At 51.1% G+C, this 22,069-nt stretch carries 14 protein-coding genes; 8 read left to right on the forward strand and 6 right to left on the reverse strand.

Features of this window, described 5'->3' with window-relative positions; translation table 11 throughout:
• Positions 1-2 precede the first annotated feature (2 nt).
• Entirely contained in the window at positions 3-1,109 is a 1,107-nt protein-coding gene (locus CWI70_RS01185) for a CsiV family protein (protein ID WP_126769798.1), read from the reverse strand.
• Positions 1,102-4,581 carry a transcription-repair coupling factor gene (gene mfd, locus CWI70_RS01190; RefSeq protein ID WP_126769800.1) on the reverse strand — a complete coding sequence of 1,160 codons (3,480 nt, stop codon included), beginning with the start codon at positions 4,579-4,581 and terminating at the stop codon, positions 1,102-1,104. Before mfd ends, CWI70_RS01185 begins: the two co-directional genes overlap by 8 nt.
• A 117-nt stretch (positions 4,582-4,698) precedes the next feature.
• Between mfd and CWI70_RS01195 the strand changes: the two genes are divergently transcribed.
• From CWI70_RS01195 to CWI70_RS01205, 3 genes are read left to right on the forward strand one after another with little or no spacing between them, the layout of a single operon-like run.
• The gene (locus tag CWI70_RS01195; protein ID WP_157980842.1) at positions 4,699-5,931 is read left to right on the forward strand and encodes a lipoprotein-releasing ABC transporter permease subunit; all 1,233 of its coding nucleotides are present in this window, start codon (positions 4,699-4,701) and stop codon (positions 5,929-5,931) included.
• 6 nt (positions 5,932-5,937) lie between these two features.
• On the forward strand, positions 5,938-6,630 hold the full coding sequence (gene lolD, locus CWI70_RS01200; protein WP_126769804.1) for a lipoprotein-releasing ABC transporter ATP-binding protein LolD: 693 nt from the start codon (positions 5,938-5,940) through the stop codon (positions 6,628-6,630).
• Positions 6,630-7,856 (forward strand): lipoprotein-releasing ABC transporter permease subunit, encoded by a 1,227-nt coding sequence (locus CWI70_RS01205; protein WP_126769806.1) that lies wholly within the window; start codon positions 6,630-6,632, stop codon positions 7,854-7,856. Before lolD ends, CWI70_RS01205 begins: the two co-directional genes overlap by 1 nt.
• On the opposite strand, the gene CWI70_RS01210 is transcribed toward CWI70_RS01205, so the two are convergent.
• A complete protein-coding gene (locus tag CWI70_RS01210; RefSeq protein WP_126769808.1) occupies positions 7,843-8,364 on the reverse strand; it encodes a DUF2062 domain-containing protein in 522 nt (173 codons plus the stop codon). The two genes, CWI70_RS01205 and CWI70_RS01210, sit on opposite strands and share 14 nt — an antisense overlap.
• Positions 8,365-8,434: 70 nt before the next feature.
• Here CWI70_RS01210 and CWI70_RS01215 point away from each other — a divergent pair, with 70 nt between their 5' ends.
• The 5 genes from CWI70_RS01215 to kdsB are packed head-to-tail and all read left to right on the forward strand — an operon-like array spanning position 8,435 to position 14,478.
• Entirely contained in the window at positions 8,435-10,729 is a 2,295-nt protein-coding gene (locus tag CWI70_RS01215; RefSeq protein ID WP_126769810.1) for a DNA internalization-related competence protein ComEC/Rec2, read from the forward strand.
• A 51-nt stretch (positions 10,730-10,780) separates the two neighbouring features.
• Positions 10,781-12,532 carry a lipid A export permease/ATP-binding protein MsbA gene (gene msbA, locus CWI70_RS01220; protein WP_126769811.1) on the forward strand — a complete coding sequence of 584 codons (1,752 nt, stop codon included), beginning with the start codon at positions 10,781-10,783 and terminating at the stop codon, positions 12,530-12,532.
• On the forward strand, positions 12,532-13,542 hold the full coding sequence (gene lpxK / locus CWI70_RS01225) for a tetraacyldisaccharide 4'-kinase (protein WP_126769813.1): 1,011 nt from the start codon (positions 12,532-12,534) through the stop codon (positions 13,540-13,542). Before msbA ends, lpxK begins: the two co-directional genes overlap by 1 nt.
• Positions 13,532-13,729 carry a Trm112 family protein gene (locus CWI70_RS01230; RefSeq protein WP_126769815.1) on the forward strand — a complete coding sequence of 66 codons (198 nt, stop codon included), beginning with the start codon at positions 13,532-13,534 and terminating at the stop codon, positions 13,727-13,729. The genes lpxK and CWI70_RS01230 overlap by 11 nt, the downstream gene beginning before the upstream one ends.
• The gene (kdsB, locus tag CWI70_RS01235; RefSeq protein ID WP_126769817.1) at positions 13,726-14,478 is read left to right on the forward strand and encodes a 3-deoxy-manno-octulosonate cytidylyltransferase; all 753 of its coding nucleotides are present in this window, start codon (positions 13,726-13,728) and stop codon (positions 14,476-14,478) included. The genes CWI70_RS01230 and kdsB overlap by 4 nt, the downstream gene beginning before the upstream one ends.
• Here kdsB and CWI70_RS01240 read toward each other — a convergent pair.
• From CWI70_RS01240 to CWI70_RS01250, 3 genes are read right to left on the reverse strand one after another with little or no spacing between them, the layout of a single operon-like run.
• A complete protein-coding gene (locus CWI70_RS01240; RefSeq protein WP_126769819.1) occupies positions 14,467-17,529 on the reverse strand; it encodes an efflux RND transporter permease subunit in 3,063 nt (1,020 codons plus the stop codon). The two genes, kdsB and CWI70_RS01240, sit on opposite strands and share 12 nt — an antisense overlap.
• Positions 17,526-20,783 carry an efflux RND transporter permease subunit gene (locus CWI70_RS01245; RefSeq protein WP_126769821.1) on the reverse strand — a complete coding sequence of 1,086 codons (3,258 nt, stop codon included), beginning with the start codon at positions 20,781-20,783 and terminating at the stop codon, positions 17,526-17,528. Before CWI70_RS01245 ends, CWI70_RS01240 begins: the two co-directional genes overlap by 4 nt.
• Positions 20,780-21,895 carry an efflux RND transporter periplasmic adaptor subunit gene (locus CWI70_RS01250; RefSeq protein ID WP_126769823.1) on the reverse strand — a complete coding sequence of 372 codons (1,116 nt, stop codon included), beginning with the start codon at positions 21,893-21,895 and terminating at the stop codon, positions 20,780-20,782. The genes CWI70_RS01245 and CWI70_RS01250 overlap by 4 nt, the downstream gene beginning before the upstream one ends.
• Positions 21,896-22,069: the final 174 nt, after the last annotated feature.

The following is a 22,069-nucleotide window of genomic DNA, read 5'->3' on the forward strand; positions in this document are numbered from 1 at the left end:
AACTAATAGCGTCTAGCGGACAGATCCGTGCGGCGTATTTGTACAGCAATGCCTAGTTTCGGATGATCAAAATAATGGGTTTCGTGACTGATCACGCGGCGTAACTGCTCAAGTTTAAAGCTGCGTAAAAACTCGCCGTCGCTACGTGGTTGTAGCGCTCGCTCAGCCTGCGCGGCGAGGGCGGCTGGCTGCCAATTGACGGCATGAGGTTCGCGTAGCTCTAAATCGCTCGCAATGTGCAGGTAGTTTCCTACAAGGTACACGTGCAAGGTACCGTCAAGCTCCCAGACCGCAGGGGCATCAGCTTCGCGTATTAAAAATGGCGGTGGTGCCAACGGTTGGTCTTCGCTGCGTGCACTGAACTGTAATTGCGTATCTTGTTGTTGTGCTAGCAGAAGTTCCAGACGCTGCGCCAATTCATTAGGAGTCAACTCGTGGTCGTCGTTGCTATACAAGTAGCCCGATGGAGCGAATCGCTCACCATAGTTTTGCCCGCCAAACAAACGCACCTTAAATCCGTCCTCTAAGCCAAAAACGGGTTGATACCAGCTCATATGTAGTAGCGGGGTACCAACACCACGGCGGGTGATTTGTTGGCGCATTTCGGCGAGTTCAAATTGTTCGGCGGGCGCAATATAAGGCTGCTTTGCCTTGGTTACGTCGCCACCGAGACCATCGATGATCTGCGCAGGCGCTTGCGCTAGCGATGCCAGCATACGCTCACGGCGTTGCCAGTTCTGCGGTAATAAAGGATCGAGTTCAGCAGGCTGCACACACCAAAGCGTAGCGGGAGAAAATGATTCATCGAGCGACGGTGGTGCACAAGGCGGTAAGCCAGCTAAGGCACCGGTGATTTCTGGGACGTAATAATCCACCAGTGGGTTATAAGCGGCATCAGTGAACGAGCTCGGCGCTTGCCATGGAAATTGCTCGGCAACTGTCTCGGTCGGGCTGTGTTTAAATACCAGTACTTCTATCTCGAACCATCGCCATTTATCTTGAGATTGATTTGGCAAGGTTACCGATGCGGCAACACTTGGCACCGTCACGGCCAACACTAAAGCCGCAATGCACCGTTGTAATAGTTGAGATGTACCTACTTTATGCATTTTTGTCACTTTTTTCGGCTAACTCATTAACCACAGACTCTACCAGTTTCATGCGCTCTTGAGTATCGCTGATTTTGGCAAGAATGCGTAAACGGGTTGGCCCTTCCAATTTATAATCCTGCGGATAAGTTTGAATAAGTTCAATCAAATAGCTGGGATTAACCTTGGTGTCTTCGGCAAATTCGAGACTGATCCCTTGCGGTCCGCCATCAATTTTGCGGATGCCCAGTTGGCCAGCGCGATTCCGCAACTCGGTGATGCGCACAAGATTCTTTGCTGCATCTGGCAGCAACCCGAAGCGGTCGATCATTTCTACTTGCAGCGCGCGCAGTTCGTCTGCGGTTGTGGCACTGGCGATGCGCTTGTACATGCTTAAGCGCAGGGTGACGTCAGCTATGTAACTTTCTGGTAGCAGTGCCGGCACGCGCAAGTCGACTTCGCTTTGGGTTTTTAACAGGGTATCGAGTGCGGGTTCCTTGCCTTGTTGAAGTGCCGTAACTGCTTGTTCCAGCATGTCCATGTACAACGTGAAACCAATGGTTTCAATTTGCCCACTTTGCTCATCGCCAAGGAGTTCACCGGCGCCACGAATCTCGAGATCATGGGTTGCCAACATAAAGCCGGCACCAAGATCCTCGAGTTGGGCGATGGCCTCAAGACGTTTTAAGGCATCTTTGGTCATGCGTTTCGGGTGCGGTGTCAGCAAATAGGCATAGGCTTGATGATGTGAGCGTCCAACGCGACCACGTAACTGGTGCATTTGCGCCAAGCCAAGATGGTCGGCACGATCCATAATGATGGTGTTGGCGGTTGGTACATCAATGCCGGTCTCGACGATGGTGGTACATACCAAGACATTAAAGCGCTGATGATAAAAGTCCGACATGATGCGCTCAAGTTCACGTTCACGCATTTGTCCGTGAGCGATGGTGATGCGAGCTTCAGGTACCAATTCAGTTAAATCGCGCGCTGTTTTCTCAATCGTTTCGACGTTGTTGTGTAAAAAGTAGACTTGTCCGCCCCGCAAAATTTCACGCAGAATTGCTTCCCGAATCGTTGGTGCGTCGTATTCACGCACAAAGGTTTTTACCGCTAAACGCTTCGCTGGCGGGGTTGCAATAATGGACAAGTCACGCACGCCATTCATCGCCATGTTTAGTGTGCGCGGAATAGGCGTAGCGGTGAGGGTTAAGATATCAACATCGGCGCGGAGGCGTTTAATCGCCTCTTTTTGGCGAACGCCAAATCGATGTTCTTCATCGACAATCAACAAGCCAAGATCGTTAAACTTAATGCTGCCTTGCAACAGCTTATGGGTGCCAATAACGATATCAACCTTACCTGCTGCGATGTCTTCAAGAATAGTTTGTGTTTGTTTCGCTGTTTTGAATCGTGACAGCACTTCAATACGTACCGGCCAATCCGCAAAGCGGTCTTTGAAGTTTTCATAATGTTGCTGTGCGAGCAGAGTGGTTGGCACCAACACAGCCACTTGTTTATTGTCATTTACCGCAACAAAAGCAGCGCGCATGGCGACTTCCGTTTTACCAAAACCGACATCGCCACAGACCAAGCGGTCCATCGCTCGTGTGGACTGCATATCATCAAGAACTGCGGCAATAGCCTGCTGCTGATCATCGGTTTCTTCGAACGGGAAGCTGTTGGCGAAACGCTGATACTCGCTTTGCTCCAGTTGGTATTGATAGCCCGGTTTAGCTTCGCGTTGTGCGTAAACATCGAGCAGTTCTGCCGCAACGTCACGAATTTTTTCGGCGGCTTTACGTTTCGCGCGCTCCCACGTGTCGTTGCCGAGTTTATGTAGCGGGGCATGGGCTTCTTCGCCACCACTGTAGCGTTGCAACACATGCAGCGAAGCGACTGGGACGTACAATTTGCTGTCGTTGGCATACGTGATGGTAACAAACTCGGTGGTCATGCCGCCGGCTTCAATCGTTTGTAAGCCGTGGTAACGGCCGACGCCATGATCAATATGCACCAACGGTTGCCCGACACGTAACTCGGCTAAGTTGCGAACCATTTGTTCGCTGGTGACGGTTGCCTTTTGGTCACGACGTCGGCGTTGTGCAATACGGTTACCAAGTAGCTCAGTTTCGGTAATCACCGCCAGCTTTGCGTCATTTAGAACAAAGGAGTTCACCAGCGGGGCAACGGTAATCGCTGTGCGGCCAACATGGCTTTGCATGTCACGTAGATGTGGTAACTCAGCAAGCTCAAGTTGCAACGGTGCCAGCAAATCACGCAAGGACTCGCGCCGACCAGCAGATTCAGCGGCAAACACGACGCGATAGTCGGCTTTGAAGAGCTCGTCGAGTTTCTTACGTAAAGCCTGTAACGGGTCTTTCAGCTGGTGGTTTAGCGCGACCTCGCCAATGCTTTGCGTGACAAATTTTTGTAAGCCCGGTTGTGGTTTATCATCGGGGACGAAGGCTCGAATGCGCGGCAACTGTTTAAATTGGCCGTGCAGCTGGTCCACTGCCATAAATACGTGCTGTGGCGGTAACAGCGGGCGTAAGCGATCGTAACGCCGCTGTTCATAACGCTGTTCAATGTCATGCCAAAGTTGATCAAGGCTGCCTTGCAGGTCACCAAAAGTAACGAGGAGTACGTCTTCGGGCAAATAGTCAAAAAGGGTTGCGGTTGCGTCAAAAAAGAGTGGCAAATAATACTCTACCCCGCCGGGTAACTGTCCCTGTGAAACTTGATAGTAAACTGAATCCCGCTCGTTCGATGCATCAAACAGCTCTCGATAGCGAGCGCGAAACCCTTCGATTGCGGTTGGCGTGGTTGGAAACTCGTGCGCAGGGAGCAAGTCAATCGCGGCGACTTCATCGGCTGACAGCTGGGTATCAGGGTCAAAGGTGCGGATGGAATCGACTTCGTCGTCGAAGAAATCAATCCGAAACGGGGTAGTGCTGCCCATCGGGAATAAGTCGAGTAACGATCCGCGCGCACAAAACTCACCGTGCTCCATAACTTGATTCACGTGGCGGTAGCCAGCGCGTTCAAGTCGTTGGCGCAGCCGATAGCCGTCGAGTTGCTGACCTTTACTAAGCTGAAGTGCTTGACCGCTGACATAATCGACCGGCGCAATACGCTGGATCAAGGTATTTAACGAGACAATAAGTGCGCCGGTTTGCATGGTAGGCAACTGTGCCAACACGCTTAAGCGCTCCGAGATAATATCTTGATGCGGCGAAAAGCTATCGTAGGGTAGCGTTTCCCAATCCGGAAAAACCATCACCTGCTCGCCTTTAGTGCTGAGGTATTGAATCTCATGCTCTAGGCGATGAGCCTGCGGCGCATCAGGTGTGACAATCAACACCGGCTTGTCGTGTTGATCGATGAGCTCGGCAAGGGCATAGGCCACGCTACTGCCCGCAAGTCCTTGCCAAGTAATGTCTGTTCGTGCCGATGGTGGTTTAGGTGGCGTTAGGATCGATGCCTTGCTCATAGGTCCTGCTTTGGTTACATCTCAAGTGGCTGAAAGTATACCTGAAACTCTGACTTGGATCAGTGCGCAGATTTCTTTATGCTTGCAGCGCGACCTCCATTATCAATTAGAGAACACATGTACCAGCCGTTAACGCTATTTTTAGGCCTGCGCTATAGCCGTGCTCAACATGGGCAGGGCTTTACACGCTTTATTCAACGCGTCTCTTTAATTGGGATTGTGGTGGGTGTCGCCGCCTTGATCATTGTCGGTTCGGTCATGAACGGTTTCGAGGGCGAGCTTAAACAGCGCATACTGACGGTGGTGCCGCAATTAGAAATTCAGGCCGATGACGGCCTCGATAATTGGCGCGAGCTTGCTGATTCGCTCCCTCCAGCTAATGGGCAGCGAGCCTTGGTGCCCGAAGTGACGACGGCCGGAGTATTGCAAGGTCAGCAACAGTTACAAGCGGTACAAGTGCAGGGCATTTTTCCTGCAGCGAAGGGCGCCGAAGTACAATTAGAACCGTTGCAAACCCATCTGAGTGCCGGTCAGCTTGCACTCAACGAAGGTGAGTTTAATGTGGTATTGGGGTATGCCCTAGCGCAACAACTCAATGCTTGGCCGGGCCAACAGCTTCGTTTAATCGCTGCCGGAGGCGGTATTTATACGCCGCTAGGTTTGTTGCCGGCGCAACGCTTAGTGACGGTTGCTGCGATTGTACGTATGCAGTCCGAAGCAGATAAGCACCTTTTAGTCATGCATGGTGCCGATCTCGCACGCATTTTGCGGATGGCGCCTGAACAAGTTTCTGGGTTACGCTATTACTTTGCAGATCCCTTTCAGGCACTTGACGCCGTCGCGCAACTTGAACCGAAATTAGCTGATGGACTTACGTTAAAAAGCTGGCGTGAAAGTTACGGACATTTGTTCGACGCTGTCAGTATGGAAAAGCGCATGGTTAATCTGATGCTTGGTCTCATCATTGCTGTTGCGGCGTTTAATATCATCTCGTCGCTGATGATGGTGGTACAGGATAAGCGTGCCGATATTGCAGTATTACAAACAATGGGACTTGCCCCTTATCGTGTGCGGCGGATGGTGGTGTTGCAAGGCCTCGTGACTGGCGGTGTGGGAAGCTTTATCGGCTTACTATTGGGACTGGTGTTGGCGTTAAATATGAACCCGTTACTGCAGGCCTTAGGTGTCGATTTAAGTTTTGCTGGACCAGCTGGTTTACCGGTGATTGTGGACGCGATGCAAGTTACCGCAACCGTCTTGGCAGCGCTCACCTTAACTTTTTTGGCAACCTTGTTTCCAGCTTGGCAAGCAAGCCGTTTATTGCCCGCACAAGCATTGCGATATGAGTGAGGAATAATGACACAGGAACTACTCCGCTGTGAGCATGTAAGCAAGAGTTACTGGGACGGCAACCATGACTTGCAGGTATTACAAGACGTGAATCTAGCGCTGCAAGACGGCGAATTGTTGGCGATTGTCGGCAGCTCAGGTTCAGGAAAAAGTACCTTACTACACTGTATGGGGGGGCTTGATCAGCCGACGAGTGGCCAGATTTTCTTTCGCGGTCAAAACATCGCCAAATGGTCGCCACGGGCGTTGGCGGATTGGCGCAATCAACAGCTTGGTTTTATTTATCAATTTCATCATTTGTTGCCTGAATTTACTGCCCTTGAGAACGTCGCCATGCCCATGTTGATACAAGGCACGTCGGCGCAACAAGCGCGTGCACGGGCGGCGGATTTGTTAGAACGGGTTGGACTGGCCGAGCGCGGCTCTCACCGACCTGCGGAACTGTCCGGCGGTGAACGACAGCGTGTCGCGATCGCTCGAGCTTTAGCGAATAAGCCAGCGCTGATTTTGGCTGATGAACCCACCGGTAATCTCGACGATGAAAGTGCACAACAAGTGATGCAATTAATGCTGGACCTTAATGCTGAAATGCAAACCTGCTTTGTCATCGTAACTCACGACCAAGCGTTGGCGGCGAGCCTGCCACGACAAGTCAGCCTTCAGCAAGGACAGTTACAACCGAATAAGGTAACGAAGTAATGCTAGCGCAATGGCGACTGGCTTGGTTGTTGGCACGTCGTTTTCGACGTGGGCGCGAGCGCAGTCGGTTTCTTTCGTTTATCTCCGCCTCGTCAACTTTTGGTATTGCTTTGGGTTGTATGGTGTTCATTGTCGGCTTGAGTGTGATGAACGGCTTCGGGCAAGTGCTTGAGGAGCGTTTTTTGAAGCTCGTGCCACATGTGGAGTTTCGTGCCGTTGAAGGCGCGCTTCAGTATCCAGAAATGATCCTCGATCTGGCGCACCAGCACCCCGAAGTTAAAGCGGCACGTGCCAGCATTAAAACGCAAGCATTGGTACAACAAGGTCGAGAGTTTATTGGCGTGCAAGTGAATGGCATAGATCCACGCCAGTCACAAGCGATTGCCGACTATATGTCAACTACGGCATGGCAACAGTTGGCAGGTGACAACACGGTGGTGCTTGGCAGAGGTTTAGCAACGCAGCTTGGCGTGGATAAGGGCGATTCGGTGCGTTTGGTGGTCGCTGCGGAACGTGGCTTTCAAGCGCCTAAACGGGTGAGCCTAAAGGTGGTCGGCATATTCCGTTTTGGCGGCCAAGTCGACCACCAAATGGCGTACGTTAACCTCGCAACAGCGCGTAATTTAATTGGCTTAGACGAAGGCTATACGGGCGTCGAGCTGGAGGTAACCGATCTCTTTGCTGCAGAACGCATTGCCAACGACATCGGTTACCAACTGCGTGACTATGTTTACCTGGATCACTGGATGCGAGCGCAAGGCCACTTGTACCGTGACATTCAAATGGTGAGGGTGGTGATGTTCTTAGTGTTGGTACTGGTCTTGGCCGTAGCTTGCTTCAATATCGTCTCAACCTTAGTCATGACAGTGCAAGAAAAGCGTCGGCATATTGGCATCCTGCGCACGATGGGGCTGCGCCGAGGCGGTTTGGTAAAGGTTTTTATGTTGCAAGGACTACAAAACGGCGCTGTTGGGGTTGTCTTGGGTGGGATCGCTGGTGTTGCGCTTAGTTTGGGGCTACCGAGCTTTTTGCAGTTGCTGGAATCTATGAGTGGCAGCTCCATCCTCGCCAGCGATGTCTATTTTGTGGATAGTATTCCTGTGCTGATTCAGCTGTCGGACGTAATGTTGGTGGCGGCAGTAGCGTTTTTGATGAGTCTCGTCGCAACGCTTTATCCCGCTTGGCGAGCTTCACGTGTTGAGGTGGTTGCCGCTATTTCCGCTTAAAGCGGTGAGCGCGAGCGCGCCAAGCACTGACTACGGATTGACGCCAGAGTAGACGAATCACAAAGTAGCCGATAATGCTTGCGAGGGTGCCCAGCACGAGACAACCAAGCAGAAACGCTGGGCCTAGAGTACTAATGCTGTCACCAAGCCATTGCCACGACAACTCAAAGTGAAACGGTTGTGATGGCGCGCCAATAATCCATGTGCCTACCACATAACAGAAATAGAATAACGGCGGCATAGTGATGGGGTTGGATACCCACACTAAGGCTACGGACAACGGTAGGTTTACGCGAAACGGGATAGCTAATGCCGCAGCCAGCACCATTTGAAAGGGCACTGGAATAAACGCACAGAATAAACCAATAGCAAAAGCACCTGAGGCAGACCGGCGGTTCAAATGCCAAAGGTTGGCATCGTGCAGTAATCTGCCGAAGATTTTTAAGCTACGACTGCTTTTAATGGCGTCATGATTGGGCATGATGCGCTGAAAAAACTTTCTCGGCATAATTCGCTGGCTCGTTACTTTACTGTTTTACCTAACACGGTTTCACTCAAAAAAATAAGGTACAACATCCATGGATCGGTGGTTGTGCGCATTTCTTGGCGGTTACGCCTTAAGCTTCTGCTTTCACCAGACGGCTAGTCTGGCTCTGCTGACACTGATTGCAGTGCTGGCCAGCATTTGTTTCGTGCTCGGTTATTGTACACGCCTTCAGAGCATTTTTTTAGGGTGCGTATTGTGCGGTATTCTATGGGGCGCTGGCAATGCTTATTTCGTTACCCAACAGCATGTTGCTAACGATTGGTTTCAAGGCGACATCGCTTTAACACTCGCTATCGATACCATCACTGCGCGGCAAGAGAACGCGTGGCGGATTACCGCCATAGTTGCCGAAGCCGCTAAAGACCTCTCGCTACCGTTACCACAGCGAGTCCGTCTGCACTGGTATGATCCTCACGCCAATGGCGCACAACGTATACCAAGAGCTGGGGAGCGTTGGCGCATGGTGGTGCGGTTGAAGCCACCGCAGGGCACCCGTAATGAAGGAGGTATGCGCTACCACCGCCATTTATTGGCACAAGGCATTCAAGCGCTGGGCACAATCCGCAGTGGTGTGCGACTAGCTCCAACCAGCAGTACAAGGCAACGAGTAGTGGCGCGGCTCCAGCGTGCGCTTACCGATGTACCGCAGGCAGGGGTGCTACTCGCGCTATTGGTTGGTGAGCGTTTCGCATTAAGTGCCGATGAATGGCAAGTCGTGCAACGTACTGGATTGGCACATCTATTAGCAATTTCCGGTATGCACCTATCACTGGTTACCGGTTTTGTTTTTGCCCTAGCGTGGCACATTTTAATGCGCTGGCCGCGAACACGTAGGCAACGTGAGCAGATGAATTTATGGCAACTCACCCCGTGGTGCGCTTTACCAGTGGCGTTACTATACGCATGGCTCGCAGGCTTTGCCATTGCCACATTAAGAGCTTTGTTAATGCTGTTGGTGATCTGGTGGCACAAGGCTTATGCCTGTCGTGTCAGTTCGTTTCGTGTGGTATTGCGTGCCGTTATCGTCGTTATTTTGCTGCAACCGCTTGCCCCCTTAAGTATGGGTTTTTGGTTATCGGTAGGTGCAGTCGCCAGTATCTTTCTTATGAATTGGCGCTGGCTTCCTTACCGTGGGCGAGCGGCGAAGTTAAAATCATTGTGGCGGTTTGAGTGGCTCATCACCTTGCTGTTTGTGCCGGTAATGGCTGCCGCTTTCGGTGGGGTGGCCAGTGCCGCAGCGCTCACTAACTTAGTCGTGGTGCCATTGGTAAGCTTGTGGGTATTGCCTGTCGGCCTGATCGGACTCGTTTGTGCTACTGCAAACCAACTGGCATGGGGACAGTGGTGGCTGCAACTGGCGATCTGGCCATTGAATAAACTATGGCCCTATTTAGATCGACTGGCAGAGCAGCCTTGGCAGTGGCTTGTCGCCGCGCAGTTGCCGCCGTGGCCGTGGTTGGTGGTTGGCGTCACTGTGATTATCGTTCCGGTGGTCTGGCGCTGGCGCCTGCTTGGCGTTGCTGTGCTGACGTTTACTTATTTCGTTGTCCAAGCAGTACCACCGAATTCGGCATTCCAGCTTCATGTATTGGATGTCGAACAGGGGAGCGCATTGGTTGTTGAACGTCAGGGACATGCCATGCTTATTGACACTGGGGCAAGCTGGGACGGCTTTGGTTCGATGGCGGAACGCGTCATTGTGCCGTTTTTACAAGAACGCCGGTTACGACCTGAACTTGGTTTTATTACCCACACTGACCGTGATCACGAAGGCGGCTACAAGGTACTGTCCGAACAGTATGCCGCCGTTCGATGGTACGGAGGGCGGCACGGCGCGCCCTGTTTAGCTGGACAAAGTGGTACTTGGCGAGGGGTCACGTGGCGGGTGTTGCATCCGCGCCACGCGGCGCAACGAGGTAATCATAGTAATAATGACTCGTGCGTCATCGTGTTACGGCTGGGGCAAGTTAAAGTATTGGTGACCGGCGACATTGAAAAGCAAAGTGAACGAAAGCTGCTGGCCGAACTTGCGCCGGTGCAAGCTGATCTATTGGTGATACCGCACCATGGCAGTAAAAGCTCGTCAGAAACTTATTTTGTGCGCCACGTAAAGCCCGCTGCAGCGCTGTTAAGTCGGGGCCGTAACTCAGCCTACGGACATCCACACCGCGAGGTAATGGCCACTTATCAAGCACTGAGAGTTCCGATTATTGATACCGCTCGTGGTGGGCAGATAACGGTGCACAGTGATGGCGTGCACTGGTCACTCGAGCAACCACTCTCGGCTGCTTTAGGTTATTGGTTTGATGTGGAAACTAGCCAGTAACAGCAGAAAACGGTTAGAATGACCGAACGATTTGTCACTAGAAGCAATTGCATGAGTGCAGAGACAGTAAAACAAAAAACATTTCGACGCCTGCTGGGCTACATCAAACCCTATCGAGCGGCGTTCTTCTTTTCTATTTTTGGCATGATCGGCTACGCTGCGGTCGACACGTTTTTTCTCTCGCAAATTCAGACGTTGATCGATGACGGCTTGACTGAAAGCGATCCTAAAATACTGCTCTACGGTGCGATTTTTGTGCCCGTCATTTTTATTCTGCGCGGGTTGTTTAATTTTATTTCGACCTATTTTCTTAATTGGGTGGGCTTCCGCGTTGTTACGTCGTTGCGTCAGCAGTTGTTTGATCACTTAGTAAAGCTGCCCGTAGCTTTTCATGACCGGCATTCGACGGGGGATTTACTTTCCAAATTAACCTACACCACACAACAGGTAGCAGAAGCAAGCAGCCGCGCGGTTATCGTACTTATTCGTGAAGGCGCATATGTTATCGGTTTGCTGGCGTTGATGTTCTACCACAGTTGGCTTTTGTCACTGGTATTCCTGCTGATTGGACCGTTGATTGCAAAAATTGTCTCGGTTGTCTCCAAACGTTTCCGCAAGGTTTCGAATCGAATCCAAAATGCGATGGGTGACGTGACGACTACCGCTGAACAGATGTTGAATGGCCATAAAGTCGTGGTGATGTATGAGGGGCAGAAGCGCGAATCAAAACGCTTTGAAAAAGTGACCGATTTCACTCGTAATCAACACATGAAGCTGATCAACGCGCAAACCTTGAGTACCTCGGTGATTCAGCTGATTGCCTCGTTCAGTTTGTCGATGGTTTTGGTGTTAGCAAGTTATCCAGAAATGCTTGAACAGCTCACCGCCGGTGCGTTTACCACCATGTTGACAGCAATGATTATGCTGTTGCGACCATTAAAGCAACTGACGACGGTGAATAGTGACTTTCAGCGCGGGATTGCGGCGGCGCAAAGTATCTTTAGTATTCTGGATGAAAAAGCCGAGAATGATTCGGGTAAAAAGCAGCTTGATCGGGCGCAGGGCGACATTCGCTTTGAACATGTGACCTTCAGTTACGATGATACCGACTCACCAGCTTTGAACGATGTTAGTTTTCATGTCGCACCTGGTAAAACGTTGGCATTGGTGGGCCGTTCCGGAAGCGGTAAATCGACCATTTCGAATTTGCTGGCGCGCTTTTATACACCGCAAGATGGGGTGATTAAGCTCGATGGCGTGGACATTTACGACTACAAGCTTAAGTCATTGCGGCGGCAGTTCGCATTGGTCTCGCAACATGTAACCTTGTTCAATGACAGTATCGCTAACAACATTGCCTATGGTGCGCGTGGTGAAGTGTCAGCAGAGCGTTTACGCGAGGTTGCTGAGCTGGCTTATGTAACTGAATTTACTGATAACCTGCCAAACGGCTTAGATACGATGGTCGGTGAAAATGGCGTTATGCTTTCTGGTGGACAGCGGCAACGTATTGCGATTGCGCGTGCTTTATTGCGCGACGCGCCGATTTTAATTCTTGATGAAGCAACGTCAGCGCTGGACACTGAATCTGAACGTCACATCCAAACCGCGCTGCAAAATTTACAGAAAGACCGCACCTCGATAGTTATTGCTCATCGCCTGTCGACGATTGAAAAAGCCGACGAAATTTTAGTGCTTGAAGACGGTGGCGTAGTCGAGCGCGGAAGCCATCAAGAACTGCTGGAGCAGGAGGGGGCTTACTATCAGCTCTATAGCTTGCAATTTAGCGGTGAGCTTGGCTGATGTCGCTGAGTGACGCTTGGTATCGCCCGCAGGTTCGTTGGTGGCTATGGCTATTGCTGCCGCTGCATGCGTTGTTTGTGCTAGTGAGTCGCTGGCGGCGTCGCGTAGCGCTGGCAAATCCACCAAAGCCGCTGCCGGTACCGGTGATTGTCGTTGGCAATATTAGTGTCGGTGGTACGGGTAAGACGCCAATGACGTTAGCACTGGTTAAGCACTTACAAGCGCAAGGCGAACATCCTGCTATCGTGTCACGCGGTTATGGGGGGAAAGGTCCGTTTCCGCTAGTGGTTACCGCCACGACCTCAGCTCAGGCCTGCGGCGACGAACCCCTATTATTAGCGCGCCGGGCGCAGGTGCCTGTGGTTGTCGCGCCGAATCGAATGGCTGCAGCCGAGCACGTCTTGGCCCATGCCCCAACAACTACGGTGATTATTAGCGACGATGGCTTGCAACATTACCGTTTGCCACGGCAATTCGAAATCGCTGTGGTGGATGGTGAACGCGGACTTGGTAACGGTTGGTGTTTGCCGATTGGACCTTTGCGCGAAAACGCTAAACGCTTAGCAAGCGTCGATGCGGTGGTCGTCAATGGCCAGCTCAACGCGCGTGCAGCGCACCAAATGCCCTCAGCAAAGCGTTGTTTTACCATGCAGTTGCAAAGCCGGGGGTGGCGCCACGTGCGTGACGATAGCCCTTGTGACGAATTACCGGTAGGGCGCACCGTTGCGCTTGCCGGCATCGGTCATCCACAACGTTTTTTTGCAACAGTCAAAGCTCTGGAGCCGCGCGAATTTGACTGTAAGGCGTACCCAGACCATTATGCTTTTCAGCGTCAGGATGCTGAGCAATTGCAAAGTTACGACGTCATTTTGATGACGGAAAAAGACGCGATGAAATGGCGCTCGTTGGCCACCGAAAATTGCTATTATTTACCGGTAGCTGCACAGCTCGACGAGGTCTTTTGGCAGCGACTCGATACGGAACTAAAGAGGTTTAAGCATGGCTCTTGATGAACGCACGTTAGCGCTCTTGGCATGCCCTTTATGCAAGGGTCGTTTGGTGTGGAACGCCACGACGTCAGAGCTCATCTGCCGTGGCGAACGTCTTGCTTACCCAGTCCGTGATGACATTCCTTATTTACTGCGTAGCGAAGCGCGCGAGTTAAGCGCTGCTGACTTGGAGCAACTTCCCAAATGAGTTTTACTGTAATTATTCCAGCACGTTATGCCTCAACCCGCTTGCCAGGTAAGCCGTTGGCGATGATTGGCAATAAATCCATGATCCAAAGGGTCTATGAACGGGCAGCTGCAGCCGGCGCCGCCGAAGTGATTGTGGCCACCGACGATCAACGTATTGTAGATGCCGTAGAAGCCTTTGGCGGACGAGCAATGCTCACAGCTAGCCATCATCAGTCTGGGACTGAACGCATTGCCGAGGTGATTGATTATTTGGCCATTGCCGATGATCAAGTGGTTGTTAATGTGCAAGGTGATGAGCCGTTTATACCGCCCGAGATTATTCGCCAAGTGGCCGATAACCTAATGAACCAGCGTGCTGCGCAGATGGCGACATTGGCCGTGCCAATCACTAATTTGGAAGAAGTAAAAAATCCAAACGCAGTGAAAGTGGTCACCGATGCGAATGGTTATGCGTTGTACTTTTCACGTGCCCCCATTCCTTATGAACGCGATGCGTTAAACCATGACAAGTTGGGTGACCAGGCCGCATATATGCGGCATATTGGCATTTATGCGTATCGCGCAGGATTTGTTTGGCGATACGTGGAATGGGATCCGAGTCCATTGGAAACCATTGAGTCGTTGGAGCAATTACGCGTGTTATGGTACGGCGAACGTATTCATGTTGCCGAGGCGATTGCCAATCCGCCGGCTGGCATTGATACGCCAGCCGACTTAGATCGGGCAAATCAGCAATTACTTGAGTAATTTGACTCCATCGACGGTGTTTACGGCACGCGCCTTGAGTGCGTGCCAGCGCTCGCGCCACCACAGCAATCGTGCGTACACGTAAGGTACCAGAAATAGACTGGTGATGGTCGATAGCAGCAGACCGCCGATAATGGCAATTGCCATCGGCGCATACGGCGGACCATCACCACCGATTTGCGTGGTACCAAAAGCGAGAGGTACCAAACCCAATACGGTGGTGGCGACAGTCATCAAAATCGGTCTTAGGCGACTGACACTTCCCTCAATAACCGCTTCTTCCAACGTATGTCCGGCTGCCAGCAACTGATTGATCCGGTCGACGAGGACAATACCGTTATTCACCACAATCCCCATCAAGATCAGGATGCCAATCATGGCCATGATGTCCATGCTCTGACCGGTCAACATCAGCGCCCAAAATACGCCGACAATTGAAAATAGCAATGACGTGATCACCGAGGTTGGTAACAATACCGACTCAAATAGTGCAGCCATAACGATATAAATCATGACTACCGCTAATAAGGTATTGGTGAGCATGACGTTCTCAGCTTCTTGTTGACGCTGAAAACTACCGTCAAGCGACCATGTATAGCCGTCGGGAAGACTGACTTTATTGAGCAGTGTGGTAATTTGCTCACGCGCTTGGTCAAGGGTTAACTCGTCACTGTTAAGGTTGGCTTGAATCGCGAGTGAAGTGCGGCGATCGAGACGACGGATAGCGCCTAACCGCGGTTCAATGCGAAAATCGGCGACGGCAGCTAACGGAACCGTACGCCCATCGACCTGGCTAATGGGTAAGTTTTGCAAAGCTTCAAGCGAGGTTTCAAGATCTTTGTCAAAAGCGATACGCAAGGGTACTTCACCATTAGGGTCGCCTCGGAATGAGCGGAGACGGTTACCGCGTAAGGCGGTAGCGATCTGTTGGGCGACGGCCCCCGAACTTAGTCCCAGATTGTGGGCACGTTCACGATCGATAGTGACGAGGTATTCGAATTGACCTGCGTCCGTTTCACTGCGTAAATCGTTAAGCCCCTCGATCGAGGCTAATAACGGAATAAAGCGCGCGCTTAAGTCTTGCAGTACCTCGGTAGACTGGCCGTTCAAGGTAATGCGAACACCTTCACCGCCGCCCCCCCTGCCAAACTGCGGTTCGCTGCGCAGCATTTTGGGAAATTGCTCGCGCATTTTTGCCATCAATTCGCTCATTTTTACCGGTCGATCAGGTTTCATCAATAAGGTAGAAATGGCGTAGTTTGGCGTGTAATAGCTATAGACCGCATCAATGTAGAAGTCGTCTTGGTTGGCGTAGAGAAATTCCTCCATGCGCGCGACTTCAGCTTCAACTTCGGCCAAGCTGTATTGTTGGTGCAGGTTATAGTTGAGGAATAAACGATCGTTAAAGCCCTCATCTTGTTGGTCACCAGAAACCGCGCCGAGTGGAATCACAATACTGGCGAGAATCAGCAGCGCAAACAAGCCGGTCCAACGTGGATGACGCCAGCTCCATTGCAACGCCTTGCGATAACGTGAAGGCCGCTGCTGTGGCTTTTTACTGCCCATCACTTTGGTCAGTTTGCTCGCCAATAATGGGATCAGGGTTTGTGCGATGAGCAACGAAGCTAACAGTGATAAACAAATCGCGATTGCTGTGTGTTCTAAGAAAATCGTAATGTCGATTTTCTTACCAAAAATATTGGGCAAGAAGACTATTGCTGTGGTCAATGTGCCCGCCAGTACCGCCAGCGATACATTGCCAACACCTTGTAGTGTTGCTTGCTCAGCTTTCAGGCCTTGCTCGACCTCGTATTGAATGCTTTCGGTGATAACGACGGCGTTATCAACCAGCATACCAATGGCCAGCATCAAGCCCATGAGTGACAGCACGTTGAGCGAGTAACCGAGAAAGTACATACCGCCTAAAGCGATACAGATGGCAATGGGCACCGAGAGAACGACAACCAACGTGGTGACAATGTTGCGCAAAAATAAGAATAAGACAATAAACGATAAACCAGCACCGATGAGGCCTGCAATTAACAAGTCATGTAGCGAAGTTTTGACGCTTTTTGCCGTATCATCCATCACGAACAAGTTAATGCCGTTGAATTGCGGATCGTTACGAATTTCTTCGACCACCGCGCGGACGCGGTCCGATACATCCACCAAGTTCTGTGACGACTCTTTAAAAACGTCCATGCCAATTGCATAAACCTGGTCGAGGTGGCGACCGTCAGTTTTGCGTGGCATTTCGCGCTGCACTGTCGCAACGTCCCCCAGCTTCAACTGGGCTGTGATGGGAAACTGGCGAATTTCGTATTCCGACTGAAACTCACCCACTGGATTGACTAAAATACGCTCGTCGTCATTCTCGATGTAACCCGCGGTAAGCGAAAAGTTAGCCGCTCGCAAGCGTGAGGCAATATCAGCTGCCGATAGGCGATGTTGGAGTAATCGCTCTTGGTCTAAACGAATCACAATTTGCTGCTTTTCGACGCCATAGAGGGTCACTTGCGACACGCCTTCAACGCGCTCAATCGGACGTCGCAGGCTGCGGTCTAACAGGTCATAAGCATTGTTGAGATCACGCTGACTCGAAATCCGCAACTGAAATACCGGCATATCTTCGGTGTTAAATTGCATGACTTGAATGCGCTCAACGTCATCCGGAAGTAAGTGTTTTATACCATCAACTTTTTCCCGCGCTTCAATGCTCTTCGCATTAACGTCCTCGCCCCATTCAAACTGCAACACCACCTGGGCATTGTCGCCTGTTGAGAACGATCGCATGCGCTTGATGTTGGTAATGGTTGCCAATGCTTCTTCGAGCGGCCGAGTTATCAGCCGCTCAACCTCTGCAGGTGTCGAGTTCGGGTAGGGCACGGTAACCACCATTTCTGGGATTTCGATACCCGGAAACTTTTCCAGCGGCAACAAGCGTGAACTAATCGCACCTAGCAGCAACATCGACAAGAACAACATACAAATCGTGACTGGGCGGCGCAATGCAAGCCGTGCCAAGCTAGCACCGATCTCTGCTGCGGTCATGATTGCGCCTCCTCTGCTGGCACGACCTTGACGTTCTTGCGGTCCACCAACAAATACAAGCATGGAATAAACAGTAAGGTCAGTAGCGTAGAAAAGAGCAATCCGGCAATAACACTAATCGCCATTGGCGCGCGGATCTCGGCACCTTCACCAAGCCCTAGCGCTAATGGCAGGAGACCGAGCACGGTGGTAAACATGGTCATGAGAATTGGCCGTAAGCGCTGCTGCGCCGCTTGATACACGGCATCGTAACGACTGGCGCCTTGTTCACGTAGTTGGTTGATACGATCCACCAAAACAATCGCGTTGTTGACCACAATCCCGGCAAGCATGATGAGACCAATGAAAACAATCACACTCAGCTCGGTATTCAGCAAATACAAGCCTAATACTGAACCTGCGCCGGCTAGAGGCACACTGAAGAGTATGAAAAACGGATGCAGTAATGACTCAAACTGCGACGCCATAATCAAATAAACCAAGAACACAGCCAGCATTAAAGCCATTTGCAGTGACTTAAATGACTGTTGCATTTCTTCGTTTTGACCAGCGATGCGAGCTTCAACAGTGAGCGGAAGTTGCGTTTCGGCGAGGACCTTTTCGGCAGCTTGCACGGCTGTTCCCAAGTCGCCAAAGGCAAGATTCGCGTTCACAATCGCAGTACGCTCTTGATCCAAGCGGGTGATCTCGCTGGGTCCCATGATTTGCTGAATGTCAGCTACTGCCTGTAATGGAATTTCGCGTGCTGCACCTGGATTAATCACCATCAGTTGCAAGTCGCGTAACGAGTCACGGTCTTGCTCTTGGCTGCGCACCAAGATATCAATTTTGCGATCTTCGAGGCTGAATTGAGTCGCCACACGACCACCGATTTTTGTCGCTAGCAACTCAGAAACCGTGGCACTCGTTAGGCCGTATTGAGCCAAACGCGCATGGTCGAAGAAGATCGCGATTTCCGGTTGACCGTCCGACATATTGGTGCGGATATCCGTGAAGCGATTATCTTCAGCCAAAGCAGCGGCAACGGTGTCAGCAGCTTGCTGTAATAGTTCAATATCATAGCCAGTAATCTCAATGGCCATTGGGCTACTAAAACTAAACAGCTCTGGACGACCGAGTTTGACACTGACGCCAGGGATACGTTGTACGTAGTCACGTAGGTAGTTCTGCACGCGTTCTTCGGCGAAAACATCGCTCGCGTCCTTCATGACAACGTTAAAACGTCCCCACTGGTTACCGTTTTGTCCTGGCGAGGCGTTGAGCAAGCTACCTGTACCAGCAATGCTGTAGGCTTTCTCAACACTTTGCGCAAGCTCCGCGTTGCCCTCAAGATGCTGAGCGAGTCCGGTTAGAACAGCGTCGGTTTCGTCGATGGTCGCACCGGGTTGTAACTCGATTTCAACGTAGAATTCGCCTTGCGCCATGCTAGGTAAGAGGCTTACCGGCAACTGCGGAAGTAGTGCATAACAGCCGGCAGCCATTAACACAATCACAGCCAGCGTGGCTTTGGCATTGGCAAGTGCTTTTGCAAGTAGCTTTTGGTAAGCGGCAGCTAGATGTTGGTAGCTCCAATCGAAGCTGCGCAGCAAGGGCCGTACGGCCACACCCAGCAACTTAGCAAGGCCACGCCATAGTGCGACTAGCACTGTTGCAATAGCTAATGGCAGCCAGCGGAACACCAAAAATAATGGCGTCATAACCCAAAAACGCCAGCCTTGGCGCTGCTGCGCGGGGGCAAAGTGCTGTTGTGCGGTAATTGCTGCATCAGCACTCTTTTGCTTGGCCGATAACATTGGAATCAGGGTAAGTGCCACCAGTAATGAGGCTAACAACGAGAATGTGACGGTCAATGCTTGGTCAGCAAAGAGTTGGCCGGCAAGGCCTTCGACAAACACCAATGGGAAGAATACGGCCATGGTTGTTAGCGTCGAGGCAATGATGGCGCCAGTTACTTCGCTGGTGCCTTTTTCGGCGGCGGTGGCAACGTCGGTTTCTTCATTATGGCGGGCGATATTTTCGAGCACCACAATGGCGTTATCAACGAGCATCCCCACAGCTAAAGCGATACCGCCCAGCGACATCATATTTAGCGAAATTTGATAGCCATGCATGAGGTTGAAGGTGGCAATAATCGACACCGGTATTGCCATCGAAATAATGACCGTCGGCCATAGGCGCTGCAAGAACAAATAGATAATCACCATGGCCAACAAACCACCAAAAATCGCCGCGTCACGCACTTCTGCAATGGCCGCTTGGATGAATACAGCTTGGTCAGAAATAGGCGTAACTTGGTACTGGTTCGGAACAACGTCGCGTTCTTGTAAATAGGCTAAGTGGCTTTGAATGGCTTTCGAAACTTGAACGGTATTGGCATCGCCTTCTTTATACAGTGAAACTTCGACAGCTTCGCGACCTGCAATGCGGCTAATCGAGTCTCGCTCTTTATAGCTGTTGCTGACATCTGCAATGTCGCGCAAGAGAATAGGGCGGTCGTTGCGGGTTGCAATGTAAATGCTACGGATGTCATCTAAATCTTCAAATTGGTTTAGCGTGCGCACCAAGTATTCTGCGCGCTGCGCTTCTAAGCGACCACCTGACAAATTAATATTTTCTTCCTTGAGCCGTTGCATAATCAAGCTCATTGGAATTTGCAGTTGTGTGGCCTGCTGTTCATTGACGAGCACTTGAATTTCGTCTTCGAGACCGCCACCAAGGCGAACAGAAGCAACACCTTCAACGGCTTCAAGATGGCGTTTTAGTTCTTCCTCGGCAAAGGTACGTAAGCGCTTGAGTTCATCAACGTTAGGGTCGCTGATATCCGCATAACCTAATGCTAAACGGAAAATAGGCTCTTCCGCGGGATTAAAGCGCAGTAGCGTTGGTTTTTCGAGATCTAAAGGCAAGGGCACAAGGTCCATTTTCTCGCGAACATCGAGACTGGCCATGTCCATGTCACTGCCCCAGGCAAACTCAAGCAGCACATCACTTTGTCCTGCACGCGAGATTGACTCGATGCGGCGCACGCCTTTTACAGTGCCGAGGGCTTCTTCAATGGGCTTACTTACTAACTGTTCTACTTCACCAGGAGCACCGCCGGGGTAGTCGGTGCGCACGGTAAGCGTTGGGTAAGAAAGATCAGGCAGTAAAGTGACCGGGATGCGGCCTAACGAGACCATGCCAAACAGCAATACTGCGAGGGTAAACATGGCGACCGTGACCGGTCGCCGTACTGCTAATTTGGCTAGACTCATGATTGTTGCTCGCTCTTGATATTATCGATAACTTCTACCAAGGCGGCATCTTTAAGATTGGCTTGACCGCTAACGACCAATTGTTCGCCAGCTTCTATACCGTCGAGAATCTCAACATGGGTTTCGTCTTCAAAACCAAGCACTACGTCAACTTTGTGCGCAACGCCTTCTGCATCAACGGTAAAGACACTGTGTTTGCCATCAAGGCTTTGCACAGCATAGCGGGGGACAGTTACAGCATCGTTGTGTGTCGCATAATGTAATTTTACATGGGCAAACATACCCGCTTTTAGCGCACTGTCAGGGTTGGCGACACTCAAAACAACTTTGAATGTTCCAGACTGGGTGTCGACCACAGGACTGATGCGGTCAACCTTAGCCATTAAGGTTTTACCTGGCATCGCACTGACTTGTAGTTCAGCAGTTTGGCCAACTTCGATGAATTGCAGTTCGCGTTCTGGCAGGTATACATTACCTTGCAGCTCATCTAGTGCGACGATATGAAACAACTTTTGCGGCTGATATTGGCTGATCATGTTGCCGGTCTTGGCATAACGCGCGGCGATGAAACCCGAAATAGGCGCACGAATTTCAGTTTCCGCCAAATTGAGTGCTGCCATATCGTAGCGTGCTTGCAGAGTATCTGCTTGAAAGCGGAGTTTGTCATAAGCATCGGCACTGATCATGTCACGCTCTGCCATGTCTTTTACGCGCTTCAGTTCTTGCTGGATGCTGTTCAGCTCAGCCTTGGCTTGTGCCACCTGAATACGGTATTCATCATCGCGTAGGTTGGCGAGCAGCTGACCTTTTTCAACCCAATCGCCTTCTTCAACAAGAATTTCTTCAACAATACCATTAGCCTTGCTGATGATGTCGGTCTCTTCACGAGCCTCAAGGGTTGCAGTGGTGCGGAAACTCGAAGTGATGGCTTGGCGTTCGACCACTTCGGTCGCAACAGGGATGCGCACCACAACCTCTTCTTCTGCTTTTGTTTGATTTGAGGCGCCGGCCTGACCGCAACCGTTTAGCAACAGACTTGAAGTCAGAATTAAAGCAGTCAAGCCGGCAAAGCTTGCTGTATTCATTGATTTACTGCGTGAATTGGAACTCATGTGAATTACCCCCGTTTTTTACTTCGTTGTTCGCTATTTGCTGTTCGCTGTTCGTTGGTGGTAGCCCGTACTTCTAGTACGGGTCAAACCTGCCGATACAACGAATGCAAGTTAAGACGTTTGTTTCTTTGGTAAGGTTTATGCAGGTTGCGTGCCAAATTTCTAATTGGAGTT

This window comes from Pseudidiomarina homiensis, from assembly GCF_003987225.1.
Lineage (GTDB): Bacteria > Pseudomonadota > Gammaproteobacteria > Enterobacterales > Alteromonadaceae > Pseudidiomarina > Pseudidiomarina homiensis.